Origin of the sequence: Rhodopseudomonas palustris (assembly GCF_034479375.1) — a bacterium.
Taxonomy (GTDB): Bacteria; Pseudomonadota; Alphaproteobacteria; order Rhizobiales; family Xanthobacteraceae; genus Rhodopseudomonas; species Rhodopseudomonas palustris_M.
The window spans coordinates 114,318-126,794 of the sequence record NZ_CP140155.1; the positions used below are offsets into that span (position 1 = coordinate 114,318).

Annotated in this window: 12 protein-coding genes; 10 read left to right on the top strand and 2 right to left on the bottom strand. The window is 65.1% G+C overall.

Annotated elements, in window-relative coordinates; genetic code table 11:
* Positions 1–35 precede the first annotated feature (35 nt).
* The 10 genes from SR870_RS00570 (at position 36) to SR870_RS00615 (ending at position 9,846) form a co-directional block, all read left to right on the top strand.
* Positions 36–767: an orotidine 5'-phosphate decarboxylase / HUMPS family protein gene (locus SR870_RS00570; RefSeq protein WP_322516117.1), complete on the top strand. Its 732-nt coding sequence runs from the start codon at positions 36–38 to the stop codon at positions 765–767.
* A 2-nt stretch (positions 768–769) separates the two neighbouring features.
* Positions 770–2,230 (top strand): aldehyde dehydrogenase family protein, encoded by a 1,461-nt coding sequence (locus SR870_RS00575; protein ID WP_322516118.1) that lies wholly within the window; start codon positions 770–772, stop codon positions 2,228–2,230.
* A 116-nt stretch (positions 2,231–2,346) separates the two neighbouring features.
* On the top strand, positions 2,347–3,603 hold the full coding sequence (locus SR870_RS00580) for an amidohydrolase family protein (protein ID WP_322516119.1): 1,257 nt from the start codon (positions 2,347–2,349) through the stop codon (positions 3,601–3,603).
* A gap of 13 nt (positions 3,604–3,616) precedes the next feature.
* Positions 3,617–4,507, top strand: coding sequence for a carboxylating nicotinate-nucleotide diphosphorylase (gene nadC / locus SR870_RS00585; protein WP_322516120.1), 891 nt, complete (start codon positions 3,617–3,619; stop codon positions 4,505–4,507).
* A gap of 46 nt (positions 4,508–4,553) precedes the next feature.
* Positions 4,554–5,276, top strand: coding sequence for a pyrimidine 5'-nucleotidase (locus tag SR870_RS00590; RefSeq protein WP_322516121.1), 723 nt, complete (start codon positions 4,554–4,556; stop codon positions 5,274–5,276).
* A gap of 185 nt (positions 5,277–5,461) precedes the next feature.
* Complete coding sequence (locus SR870_RS00595) at positions 5,462–6,583, top strand: ABC transporter substrate-binding protein (protein ID WP_322516122.1); 1,122 nt, start codon at positions 5,462–5,464, stop codon at positions 6,581–6,583.
* A gap of 15 nt (positions 6,584–6,598) precedes the next feature.
* On the top strand, positions 6,599–7,483 hold the full coding sequence (locus tag SR870_RS00600) for a branched-chain amino acid ABC transporter permease (protein ID WP_322516123.1): 885 nt from the start codon (positions 6,599–6,601) through the stop codon (positions 7,481–7,483).
* Positions 7,480–8,376 (top strand): branched-chain amino acid ABC transporter permease, encoded by an 897-nt coding sequence (locus tag SR870_RS00605; protein ID WP_322516124.1) that lies wholly within the window; start codon positions 7,480–7,482, stop codon positions 8,374–8,376. Before SR870_RS00600 ends, SR870_RS00605 begins: the two co-directional genes overlap by 4 nt.
* Positions 8,373–9,146 (top strand): ABC transporter ATP-binding protein, encoded by a 774-nt coding sequence (locus tag SR870_RS00610; RefSeq protein ID WP_322516125.1) that lies wholly within the window; start codon positions 8,373–8,375, stop codon positions 9,144–9,146. The genes SR870_RS00605 and SR870_RS00610 overlap by 4 nt, the downstream gene beginning before the upstream one ends.
* On the top strand, positions 9,139–9,846 hold the full coding sequence (locus SR870_RS00615) for an ABC transporter ATP-binding protein (protein WP_322516126.1): 708 nt from the start codon (positions 9,139–9,141) through the stop codon (positions 9,844–9,846). The genes SR870_RS00610 and SR870_RS00615 overlap by 8 nt, the downstream gene beginning before the upstream one ends.
* A 73-nt stretch (positions 9,847–9,919) precedes the next feature.
* Here the strand turns inward: SR870_RS00615 and SR870_RS00620 are convergent, their stop codons facing one another.
* Entirely contained in the window at positions 9,920–10,855 is a 936-nt protein-coding gene (locus SR870_RS00620) for a glyoxylate/hydroxypyruvate reductase A (RefSeq protein WP_322516127.1), read from the bottom strand.
* Between the two features lie 3 nt (positions 10,856–10,858).
* Positions 10,859–12,475, bottom strand: coding sequence for an ABC transporter ATP-binding protein (locus SR870_RS00625; RefSeq protein WP_322516128.1), 1,617 nt, complete (start codon positions 12,473–12,475; stop codon positions 10,859–10,861).
* Between the last annotated feature and the right edge of the window lie 2 nt (positions 12,476–12,477).

Consider the following 12,477-nt stretch of genomic DNA (forward strand, 5'->3'; position numbering starts at 1 on the left):
CTAGCGTTCTTCCGATAGATATCGACGAGGACCGAATGGCGAAACTACTCGAGGGCGCGATGGGCATTGTGCCCGCGCTGGACATCGATTCCCACGAACAACTCGAATTCGTGGTGCGCGAGACGTCGAAGCGCGAGGGTGTCGCCGGCTACAAGCTCGGCCTCACCTCGGTGATGCGGTTCGGCCTGAAGGAGTCGATGCGCCGGCTGCGCGATCTCACCGATCTGCCGATCCTGTACGACCACCAGAAAGCCGGACCCGACATGCCCGACATGGCGGTGAAGTACACCGCGATGTGCAAGGATGCCGACGTCGATGGTCTGATCCTGTTTCCGGTCGCGGGGCCGACCGCGGTGGACGGCTTTGTCGGCGAGGCGATCCGCGCCAACATCGTCGCGGTGGTCGGCGGCGAGATTCCCGTGCCGGATTACGGTGTGTCCGGGGGCGGTTACATGCTCGACGACGCGCTCGATCGCATCTTGGTGCGGGCCGTCGCCAACAAGGCCGATCATTTCGTTCTCCCGGCGCACGATCTGGGCAAGATCGGACGCTGGTCGACATGGATCGCCGCGAACGTGACTTCGCCGGTGGTGCTGCTGACCGGGTTCGGCGCGCTCGGCGGCAGCATCGAGACGTCGTTCGCGGCCTCCGCCGTCTGCCCGCGTCGCTTCGCGATCGTCGGTCGGCTGATCACCGGCGCGACATCGCCGGGCGACGCCGCGGCCCGGATGTATCAGCAGATGCAGGCGTCCAAGGCGCTGGCCTGAGCATGACCCGCGCTCTCCCGCCCATTCGGCAAACGCCCTTCATCGCCGGCGTGTTCCAGACCACGGGCGGGCCCCGAGAGCCGATTTTCGATCCTGCCACCAACGATCCGATTGGCCAGGTTGCGCCTGCCACACCGGCGCAGGCGATCGAAGCCATCGCCGCCGCCCGGCGGGAATTCGATCACGGCGACTGGCCGCGGATGCCTGTTTATGAACGGGGCCAGATTCTGCGGGCGATCGCCGACGGCATCCTGGCGCGCGCCGAGGATTTCGCCCTACTGGAGGCCGTCAACGGGGGCAAGCCGATCTCCGGCGCGCGGCGGGAAGTCGCGGGCGCAGCGCGCGTGTTCAATTACTACGCCGGCGCGATGGACAAATTCTTCGGCGACACCATTCCGATCTCCGACAATCTGCTGAACTTCACGCTCCGGGAGCCGCTCGGCGTCGTCGCCCAGATCACCCCGTGGAATTTCCCGCTGCTGGCCGCAGCCTGGAAGCTCGCTCCGGCGCTGGCTGCGGGCTGCACCTGCCTGTTGAAGCCGTCGCCGCTGACCCCGATGTCGACGCTTTTGCTCGCGGAAGTGATCGCCGCTTGCGGAGTTCCCGCCGGTGTCGTGAACATTCTGCCGGGTGGCGGGGAGATCGGGCAGTTGCTCGCCGAGCATGATACGATCGACGGCATCTCGTTCACCGGATCGACCGCGGTCGGCGCGGCGGTGATGCGGGCCGCAGCGGGCACGGTGAAGAGCGTCGCGCTCGAGCTCGGCGGCAAGAATGCCTGCATCGTGTTCGCCGATGCCGACATCGCGAAGGCGGCGAAGAGCGCGGTCGGAGCCGCGTTCGGCAATGCCGGACAATCCTGCTCGGCCCGCTCCCGACTGCTGGTGCAGCGCTCCGCGGTCGAAGCCTTCACGGAGGCGCTGGTGCGGGAATTGGCCGGGCTGAAGCCTGGCTCGCCGCTCGATGCCGCGACGACGCTGGGGCCGCTGATCTCACAAGCGCACTGGAGCCGGGTCGATCACAACGTGCGCCGCGCGGAAATCGAGGGGGCCCGGCTGCTGACCGGCGGGCATCGCCCCGACGATTTGCCGGGCGGCAATTTCTATCTGCCGACCGTGTTCGCAGACGTCGCACCGGACATGGCGCTGTATCGCGAGGAGGTGTTCGGTCCGGTGTGCAGCATCACGCCGTTCGACACCGAGGCCGATGCTGTTGGCATGGCAAATGCTTCGGCCTATGGCCTCAACGGATCGGTGTGGTCGCGCGATATCGGACAAGCGCTGCGGGTGGCGAAGGCGGTGCGCACGGGCATGATCGCCGTCAACGGCTTGCCGAGCGCGAGTTCGACCAGCCTGTTCGCTCCGTTCGGCGGCACCAAGCGGTCCGGACTGGGGCGCGAACTCGGGATGAGCGCGCTGGCGTTCTACACGGAAATCAAGACGGTCACCGTCGACCTGTCGTGAAGAGACAACTGGTCGCACCGGGTCGGCGGGTGGACCCATGGATTGATCGTCGCTTGGTACTACGCCGCTGTTCCGGCCCTGTTAGCCTTCGATGCGAATGAAAGGATGTCTTGCGTATGCTCTCTGCAATTGTCGGCGGCACCTTGATTGATGGACTCGGAGGCGATCCGATCAAGTCCGGCGTCGTGGTGATCGAGAACGGGAGAATAATCGCTGCGGGATCAGCCGACAAAGTAGCAATTCCTTCCAGTGCCGAGCGCCTCGACGCGTCGGGACGCACAATTCTGCCGGGCTTCATTGATTGCCACGTGCACGGCACCTACCGCGCACGCGACATGCGTCAGCATCTGCTCAACACACCCACTTACAACGTCCTCCGATCGATCGATATCTTTCGCGAGACGCTGGCCTGCGGCATCACCACCGCACGCGACATGGGCGGCGCCGATGCCGGGTTTCGCACCGCGATCGAAGAGGGCCTGATCGACGGCCCGCGGCTCTTGATCTCGCTCGGCATGATTTCGCAGACGGGCGGCCACGGCGACTATTGGGTGCCGGCCGACATGCGGATCAAGAAGCGCGCCTGGCTGCCCGACACCGTGGCCGACGGCGTCGAGGACATCCGTCGCCTGGTGCGTGAGCTGCTGATGCGCGGCGCCGACTTCATCAAGATCTGCGCGACCGGCGGCATCACCTCGGTGACCGATAGCTGGGACGAGCCGCAATTCACCATCGAGGAGATCCGCACCGCCGTCGAGGAGGCCGCCGCCAAGCGCCGGCGCGTCGCGGTGCATGCCGAAGGCATCGACGGCATCCGCAACGCGGTGAAGTCCGGCGTCCACACGCTCGAGCATGGCTGGTTCCTCGACGAGGAATGCGCCGACGAGATGATCAAGTCCGATACCTGGTGGGTGCCGACGCTGGCACTGGTGCCGCTGTCGGTGAAGAAGCGCGCCGACGACAAGTCGTGGGCCGGCCACCAGATGGGCCAGGAAGACGTCAAGGACAAGCAGATCTACGATCTGATGCAGGACCAGATCCCGATCTGGAAGGATGCGGTGCGGCGCGGCGTCAAGGTCGCGATGGGCACCGATCAGTCGCATCGCCTGCTGGTCGGCGAGAACATGACCGAACTCAAATTCATGGTCGACTGGCTCGGCATGGCCCCGATGGACGTGATCGTCGCGTCCACCAGCAAGGCCGCCGAATGCATCGAGCGTCCGGAACTCGGCGCGCTCGCGCCGGGCAAGATCGCAGACGTGCTGGTCGTCGACGGTGATCCGCTCGCGGATATCCGCGTGATGGAGGACCGGTCGCGACTGCATCTCGTCATGAAGGCCGGCAAGGCGTTCACCAACAAGCTTTCTTCCTGAGAGGACCGTTCCGATGAGATTGAACCGCTTCATGATCCGGCCGCTGGTCGAACAGGCACTGCGCGAAGAACTCGGGCCGGGCGACACCACCGGCGGTTTCCTGGTCGGCGACGATCCGGTCCAGACCGCGCAGATCTACGCCAAGGGCCATGGTATCGTCTGCGGCCTGCTGCTGGCCGATGAAACGATCAAGCAGATCGACCCCGATGCGCGGATCGAATACGTCGTGCAGGACGGCGATCTGGTGAGCCCGGGCACCGTGCTGCTGCGCGTTCAGGCGAGGGCCTCGACCTTCTTCATCATCGAACGTAATTCGCTCGACTGGCTGCAGCAGATGTCGGGCATCGCCACGAAGACGCGCCGCTACGTCGATCTCGTCAAGCACACCAAAGTGCGGCTGACCGACACCCGCAAGGGCTGGCCGGGCCTGCGGATGATCATGAAATACGCCGTCCGCGTCGGCGGCGCGCACAACCACATCTTCAGCCTCGCCAACTGCATTCTGGTCAAGGACAACCACATCAAGATCGCCGGCTCGATTACCAGCGCGATCGAGACGCTGCGCGCCACCGCGCAGCACACCTTCAAGATCGAGGTGGAGTGCGAGACGCTCGAGATGGTCGAAGAAGCGTTGGCCTGCGGCGTCGAGATCATCATGTTCGACAACATGGATCTCGACGAGATGCGCGAGGGCCTGAAGCTGGTCGACGGCCGCGCCATGACCGAAGCCTCGGGTGGCATCAACGAGCAAACGATCGTGCCGATCGCGGAGACCGGCGTCGACATCATCTCGGTCGGCGACCTGACGCATTCGATCCGGGCGCTGGATATCAGCCTCGACGTCAAGGACATCAAGCCGAGCGCGCACCGCACGATCAAGCGGCTGCAGGAAGCCGTATCCTGAGCCGAACGGAGCGGGCGCTTCGAGTTCCAGCCTGAGAGCGACCAGAATGATCGTCTCGATGCGTGCCAGGGACGTACCCAACGACGGCGACATGCGCGCGGCATTCGCGCATGTCGACAACTGGATCTTCGATCTCGACGACACGCTGTATCCGCGCTCGATCGGCGTGCACGAACAGCTCCGCCGCCGCGTGGTCGCGTTCGTGGCCCGGCACATGCAGCTCGAACACGCTGCCGCAGAGGCGCTCCACCTCGATTACTACGAGCGGTTCGGCTCGACGCTGCAGGGGATGGTCGAACTGCACGGCGTCGAGCCGGCCGACTTTCTCGACTTCGTCCACGATATCGACCTGTCGGCGCTCGTTCCCAACGATCGTCTGATCGCGGCTATCGCGGCGCTGCCGGGCAGGCGGGCGGTGTTCACCAATGCGTCGCGCGGGCACGCGGATGCGGCGTTGGCGGCGATGGGGCTCGCCGGCGTGTTCGACATCATTGTCAGCATCGAGGACAGCGGCTTCGTCGGGAAGCCTCATCTGAGCGCGTTCGAAAGGCTGTTTCTGAGCCACGCCATTGCGCCGTCGACGTCGGCGATGTTCGAGGATCGACCCGGGAATCTCATGGTGCCGCACCAGCGTGGCATGAAGACAGTGCTGGTGGTCGATCCGATCCTGCATGTCGATCCGCTGAACGGCGCCGAGCAGCCGCCTCATGTCGATGTCGTGGTATCGAACCTGGTGATGTTTCTCGATGAAGTTGCGGCTCGAACGTGATGAGGAAAGGTTCATCGCGGCGACTGCGCGATAAGTAGAAGATCAGTTCAATAAGTAAGCATAAAATGTCCTATCTTTACTCTCGCGATCAACCGAAAACGATGTAGTTATACTGTCTTAATCAAGCGCGCGGCGCATCAGCGCGACATATCTACGCAAAAGGGGACGTGTCGATGAACAGAACGATGGTTGCGTTATTGTTGTCCGCGGCCGGGGCGATGGCCTTGTCCGGTGCGGCCCGATCGGAGACGCCGGTCAAGATCGGCATCGTCCAGGCGACGTCGGGCGGGTCCGCCGCGCTGTACGGCCTGATGCAGAAGAACGGCGCTGAACTCGCGATCGAGCAAATCAACGCATCGGGCAAGCTCGGCGACTTCAAACTCGTCGGCATTCATCAGGACGACGCCGGCGATCGTGGTCAGTCGGTGAACATCTTCCAGCGGCTGATCAATCAGGAAAAGGTCGCCGTCATCCTCGGACCCACGCTGACCACGTCCGCATTCGCGGCCGATCCGATCGCGCAGAAGGCGGGCGTGCCGGTGATCGCGAGCTCGAACACGGCGCCCGGCGTGACCGACATGGGCGACCACATCTTCCGGACCAGCCCGCCGGAGGCGATGGTGTTTCCGGGCGTACTGGCCTACGTCAAGAAGAAGTATGCGCCGAAGACCGCGGCGCAGATTTACGGCATCGACGACGTGCTGATGAAGTCGGCCTATGCGGTGCACAAAAAAGCGCTCGAAGCCGAAGGCATCAAGATCGTCACGACTGAATCCTTCCAGAAGGGCGACGTCGACTATTCGGCTCAGATCACCAAGATCAAAGCGGCCAATCCCGACCTGCTGGTGATCGGCGGGCTCGCCGAGGAGACCGCCAACATCGTCCGCCAGGCCCGCCAGCTCGGGATTCCGCCGTCCACGATCGTCGTCGGCGCCAACGCGGCGATCTCGACCAAGCTCGCGGAACTGGCCGGCGCGGCCGCGGACGGCTTCACCGTCGGCGCGGGCTGGTTCATCAACTACGACAGCCCGAAGAACAAGGCCTTCGTCGACGCCTATCGCAAGAAGTACAACTCCGATCCGGACACTTTCGCGGCCCAGGCCTTCACTTCGGTCGAGATCGTGGCCGATGCGGTGAAGCGAGCCGGCGGAGTTTCGGATCCCAAGAAATTTCGTGATGCGATCGCCGCCACCAAGGACATCGACGCCAACAACGGAAAGTTCTCGTTCGATGACCACCGCGAGCCGGTGATCCAGCCGAAAGTGCTGATCATGAAGGACGGCAAGTTCACGCTGGCCAGCGACTGATCGGCGGCGTCGGTGATGTCCACCTTCCTGCAGCAGCTCGTCAACGGCATCTCGCTCGGGTCGACCTATGCGGTGTTCGCGATGGGGTGCACGCTGATCTTCGGCGTGCTCAACATCGTCAACATGGCGCAGGGCGCCTTCTTCATGGGCGGCGCCTATTTCGGCCTCGAAGCGGCGCGGCTCGGGCTGCCGGCACCGCTGGTGCTGGTCGTCGCGCTGATCGGCGGCGGCCTGCTCGGCGTCGTGAGCGAACTCGTGATCTTCCGGACTCTGCGGGCGCGCGGCGGGCATCGCTGGATGGGGCTGGTGGCGAGTCTCGCTTTGGCGCGGATGATGGTCGGTCTGGCGCAGGAAGTGTTCGGCACCCAGGTGCAACGCTATCCTGCCAGCGGCGTGTTGGAGATTTCCTGGGAGATCGGCGGCGTCCGCATTCAACTGTTGCAGGTCGTGATCCTCGTGGTGTCGCTGATGCTGATGGCGCTGCTGGCATTCGTGCTGCAGCGAAGCCGCACCGGGCGCGCCATTCGCACGGTGGCGTTCAGCGAGGACGTCGCCCGCATCGTCGGCGTGCCGGTGGGGCGCACCATCCTGATCACGTTCTTTCTGGCCGGCGCCTTGGCCGGCGCGTCGGGCATGCTGCTCGGCAATCTGTTCAATGTGGTCTCGCCATTCATGGGCGAGCAGATGCTGGTCAAGGGGCTCACCGTGATCATCCTCGGCGGTCTCGGCAACGTGCCGGGAGCGGTCGCCGGCGGCTTCGTGCTGGGGCTGATCGAGGTGTTCAGCGTGGCCTATGTCTCGTCCTCGTTCCGCGATGCGATCGGCTTCGGGCTGATCTTCTTCATCCTGCTGGTGAAGCCCAACGGATTGTTCTCCGGCTTCGTAGAGCGCCGCGCATGAGTGCATGGATCGGCCAGTTCTTCGCCAGCTATTCGAACATCATCGATCTGTGCCTGCTCAATTCGCTGATCGCCTATGGGCTGTTCCTGGCATTGAGCGCCAACATGTTCTCGCTGGCGACCGGTGGTTTCATGGCGCTCGGTGCCTATTGCAGCGTCTACTGCACGATGGAGCTCGGCTGGCCGTTCGCGCCGGCCGTGATCGCCGGTTCGCTGCTCTCCGCGCTGGGTGCAGCTTTGATCGGCGCGCCGGTGCTGCGATTGCGCGGCGACTACTTCATGCTGGCGACCTTCGCCTTCACCGAAGTCGTCCGGGTGATCGCGCTGAACTGGGACAGCGTGACCGGCGGCGCCATCGGCATCGTCAGCATTCCGCGCTACACCGAAACCTGGCACCTCGCGCTCGCTGTCGTCGTCATCCTGTACGTGACGTACACGCTGCGGCGGTCGTATTTCGGCAGGGCGATCGCAGCGATCAAGCAGGACGACGTCGTCGCCCAGTCGATGGGTGTGAACGTATTCGCGCACCGGCTGTCACTGTTCATAGCCAGCGGGTTCATCTGCGGAGCAGCAGGTGCGCTCGCGGCGCATCTCAACTACTTCATCGGGCCGAGCGATTTCGGGCTGCTGCGCAGCGTCGATGCGCTGATCTATCCGATCCTCGGCGGGGTCAACTCGCTGGTCGGCCCGGTCGTCGGCGCGATCTTCACGACGATCCTTCCCGAAGCGCTACGCTTCTCCAATCAGCTTCGCGAGATTCTGATGGGCGCGCTGGTGGTCGCGATCGTGCTGTATCTGCCGGGTGGGGCGATGTCGGTGCTGAACCTGCGGAGGCGGCGCACAGGCGCGCGCGGCGTCGAGCTGGCGGCGCAGCCCGGATCGGCAAAGACATGATCGGCGCCGAACTGGAGATCTGGCAGATCGGCAAGCGCTTCCAGGGCATCGTCGCCGTGGACAGCGTGTCCTTCGTCGCCAAGGCCGGTCGCGTCACCGGGCTGATCGGGCCGAACGGCTCCGGCAAGACCACCACGATGAACATGATCACCGGGCTGTACCACAGCGATGCCGGGCGGATCGCGCTCGATGGAGAGAAACTGACCGGTTTGCCGCCGCATCGCGTCGCCGCGCTCGGCGTCGCGCGGACGTTTCAGAACATCCGGTTGCTACCCGACCAGACGGTGCTCGCCAATGTTCTGCTCGGGACACATCTCGGTCGCAGCCTCGGCGTTCTCGCGGTGATGTTCCGCGGGCCCGGCGTCAAGCGCGAGGAAATGGAGGCCGAACAGCGATGTCGTGGGCTGCTGGCCGATCTGCGGATCGACCATCTGGCCGATGTCGCCGCCGGCGATCTGTCTTACGGCGATCGGCGAAGAGTGGAAATCGCGCGGGCGCTGGCGGCGCGGCCGCGGCTGTTGCTGCTCGACGAGCCTGCGGCGGGCATGAATCACAGCGAGCGTGCCAGGCTCGGCGAACTAATTCTCCAGATCAGGAACTCAGGCATCACCGTGCTGCTGATCGAGCACGACATCGACCTGGTCTCCAAGGTCAGCGACCACATCGTCTGTCTGAACTTCGGTCGTGAGATCGCCGAAGGGACACCGGCGGACGTGCGCAGCAGTCCGGCCGTGATCGAAGCCTATCTGGGGCGCGACGAGGATGCTTGAACTCCGCAACATCAGCGCCGGCTATGGGCCCGTCGACGTGCTCGAAGGCGTATCGCTGCGCGTGCCCACCGGCGCCTGCGTTTGCCTGATCGGCGCCAACGGCGCCGGCAAGACCACGACGCTGTCGGCGATTTGCGGGCTGGTTGTGGCGTCCTCGGGCGATCTGTTGCTCGAAGGCGAGAGCATCCGCCGCGTACCCACCGACTCGATCGTGCGGCGCGGCGTCAGCCTGGTGCCGGAAGGCCGCCGCGTGGTGTCGAACATGAGCGTCGAGGACAATCTTCTGGTCGGCGCCTATACGCGGCACGACGACCAGATCGGGACGGATCTGGAGAGCGTCTATCGCCGCTTCGGCCGGCTGCGCGAACGCCGCAAGCAGTTCGCCGGGCAAATGTCCGGCGGCGAACAGCAGATGCTGGCGATCGGCCGCGCGCTGATGGCGAGGCCGAAGCTGCTGCTGCTCGACGAGCCGTCGATGGGTCTGGCGCCGCAGATCGTCAACGACATCTTCCGGACCATTCGCGAGATCAACGAGGCCGGCACGACGGTGCTGCTCGTGGAGCAGAACGCCCGCAAGGCGCTGTCGATTGCGAGCTACGGCTACGTACTCGAATCCGGCATGATCAAGACGGAGGGGACGGCCCGCGACTTGATGACGTCGCCGCAGATCGTCTCCGCCTATCTCGGCGACGCTTCCTGAGCGACGACTGAAGCTCCCCGCAGCGGCGGCTTATCCGGTTCGAGCTCAGTCGATCATTCCGAATTGCGATCGATCAGTAGCCGCGTTCGCGGTCGATCGCGTGCGGTGGTCTTTCACCGGCTCTGATTGCATCGGCGGCCGCGAGCAGCGTCGCCGCCACGGCTTCGACGCTGACATCGCTGGCGTCGTGGGGCGTGACGACGATCTTGGGGTGACGCCAGAACGAATGTGCCGCCGGCAACGGCTCCGCGGCGAACACGTCGAGCGCGGCGCCTGCGAGCTGGCCGCTGTCCAGCGCCGCCAGCAGGTCTTGCTCGACCAGATGTTCGCCGCGCCCGACATGAATGAGGTAGCCGCCGCGGCGCATCCGGCCGAACAGTTCACCGTCGAGAATGCGCTGGGTCTCCTGCGTCAGCGGCAGCAGATTCACCAGCACCTCGGTTTCGCCGAGCATGGCGGCGAGGCCCTCGCGCCCATGGAATCCCCTGATCGCGGCCGGCGTGGGCTTGCGCGTGCGGCTCCACACCATCACCGGGAAACCGAGCGACGCGAGATCGGCGGCGACCTTCTGGCCGATCTCGCCATAGCCGAGAATGGCGACCGGCACCTCGCGCGGATTGCGCTGACGGAGCCGCTGCCAGATCGCATCGCGCTGCTGCGCCAGATAGGTCGCGAAACGCCGCTGATGCCAGATCACGTGCCAGAGCACGAATCCCGACATCATCTGGGCCTGCGCCGGATCGACGATTCGAACGACGTCGATGTCCGTCCGCAGGCTGGGGCAGGCGGTGATGTTGTCGACGCCGGCGCCGATCGAGCAGACCGCCTGCAGGTTGGGATAGTGCGCGAAAGCGTCGTCCGGCGGATACCAGGCGACCGCCAGGCGGATATCCGCGTTCGCGCCGTCGGTGCGATGGTCGACGAACGTGATGCGATCGGCGATGCGCTCGAAATCCGTTCCGAGGAAGCCGCGCAGATCGAGGCGGTCGCTGACGAGGGCGCAACGCATCGGTCAGGCGGCCTTGGAAGCGGCTGTCTGCCCGGGCACCGCGGCGAGAAGCTCGCGCGTATAAGGGTGCTCCGGAGCGGAGAACAGCGCGGCGGTGGGCCGCAGTTCGACGATGCTGCCGCGCTGCATCACCGCGATGCGGTCGCAGATCTGTGCTGCCACACGCAGATCGTGGGTGATGAACAGCATTGAAAGGCCGAGCCGGGTCTTGAGATCCTCGAGCAGATCCAGCACCTGCGCCTGCACCGACACGTCGAGCGCGGACACCGCTTCGTCGGCAACCAGAATTTCGGGGTCGAGCGCCAGCGCCCGGGCGATCCCGATGCGTTGACGCTGACCGCCCGAGAACTCGTGTGGAAAACGCTCCATCGCGCTCGCATTGAGGCCGACCAGACCGAGGAGTTCGCAGGCGCGCTGCCGCGCGGTGGCCGGGTCGACGCCGTGCGCGATCGGTCCGTCGGTGATGATGCTGCCGACCTTGCGGCGCGGATTGAGCGAGGCGAACGGGTCCTGAAAGATCATCTGGATCCGTCGGCGCTGCTCGCGCAGCTCTTTGCCGCTGGTCCGCGTGAGATCGGTATCGCCGATGCGGACCGTGCCGCGGTCCGGCTCGATCAGCCGCATCACGAGACGCGCGACCGAAGACTTGCCGGAGCCGGATTCTCCGACCAGCCCCAGCGTCTCGCCCTGAAAGATGTCGAAACTCACCGCGTTCGCTGCCTGAACGCTGCGCTCCGGCCGAAACCAGCCGCCGCCGCTGACATAGGTCTTGTCGATGCCGATCACTTCCACTGCCTTGCGTCGATCGAGCAGAGCATGGCGTTGCGGCGGATGCATGGTCGGAACCGCGGCGAGCAGCGCCTGCGTGTAGGGATGTTGCGGGCGCAGCAGCACGTCGTCCGCCGCGCCTTGCTCGACGACCTTGCCGTGCTGGAGCACGACGACGCGATCGGCGATATCGGCGACGACGCCGAAATCGTGGGTGATGAACATCACCGCCATGTCGCGGCGGCGTTGCAGGTCGCGGATCAGTTTGAGAATCTGCGCCTGGGTGGTGACGTCGAGCGCCGTCGTCGGCTCGTCGGCGACCAGCACGGCCGGCTCGAGCGCGAGCGCCATCGCGATCATCGCGCGCTGCCGCTGGCCGCCGGACAATTGATGCGGATAGGCGCGCGTCGCCTGCTCCGGATCAGGCAGGCCGACTTCGCGCAGCAGGTCGACGGCCTTCTGCCGTCGCTGTTTCGGCGTCAGCAGATTGTGCGCCTCGAACATCTCGGCGATCTGGTCGCCGATCCGCATCAGCGGATTCAGCGCGGTCATCGGCTCCTGGAACACCATCGCGATGTGGCGGCCGCGCAAAGCGAGCCAGGCGTTCTCGTCGAGCGTCAGGAGGTTCTGCCCCTCGAACACGATCTCGCCGGCTTCGGCGATCACGCTGTCGGGCAGCAGCCCCATCAGCGCGTGCGCGCACATCGACTTGCCGGAGCCGGATTCACCGACGACGCAGAGGATCTTGCCGGCGGTGAGATCGAACGACACGTCATCCACGGCGTGCGCGCGATCGCCGCCGGTCGGCAGCGCGAGTTTCAGGTTCCTGATCGATACGGCGGCTGCGGACATGA

Bases quoted from the DNA above. Each gene is read 5' to 3' on its own strand.
- SR870_RS00570 (WP_322516117.1), top strand. From the start codon at position 36: ATGGCGAAACTACTCGAGGGCGCGATGGGCATTGTGCCCGCGCTGGAC.
- SR870_RS00575 (WP_322516118.1), top strand. From the start codon at position 770: ATGACCCGCGCTCTCCCGCCCATTCGGCAAACGCCCTTCATCGCCGGC.
- SR870_RS00580 (WP_322516119.1), top strand. From the start codon at position 2,347: ATGCTCTCTGCAATTGTCGGCGGCACCTTGATTGATGGACTCGGAGGC.
- nadC (WP_322516120.1), top strand. From the start codon at position 3,617: ATGAGATTGAACCGCTTCATGATCCGGCCGCTGGTCGAACAGGCACTG.
- SR870_RS00590 (WP_322516121.1), top strand. From the start codon at position 4,554: ATGATCGTCTCGATGCGTGCCAGGGACGTACCCAACGACGGCGACATG.
- SR870_RS00595 (WP_322516122.1), top strand. From the start codon at position 5,462: ATGGTTGCGTTATTGTTGTCCGCGGCCGGGGCGATGGCCTTGTCCGGT.
- SR870_RS00600 (WP_322516123.1), top strand. From the start codon at position 6,599: ATGTCCACCTTCCTGCAGCAGCTCGTCAACGGCATCTCGCTCGGGTCG.
- SR870_RS00605 (WP_322516124.1), top strand. From the start codon at position 7,480: ATGAGTGCATGGATCGGCCAGTTCTTCGCCAGCTATTCGAACATCATC.
- SR870_RS00610 (WP_322516125.1), top strand. From the start codon at position 8,373: ATGATCGGCGCCGAACTGGAGATCTGGCAGATCGGCAAGCGCTTCCAG.
- SR870_RS00615 (WP_322516126.1), top strand. From the start codon at position 9,139: ATGCTTGAACTCCGCAACATCAGCGCCGGCTATGGGCCCGTCGACGTG.
- SR870_RS00620 (WP_322516127.1), bottom strand. From the start codon at position 10,855: ATGCGTTGCGCCCTCGTCAGCGACCGCCTCGATCTGCGCGGCTTCCTC.
- SR870_RS00625 (WP_322516128.1), bottom strand. From the start codon at position 12,475: ATGTCCGCAGCCGCCGTATCGATCAGGAACCTGAAACTCGCGCTGCCG.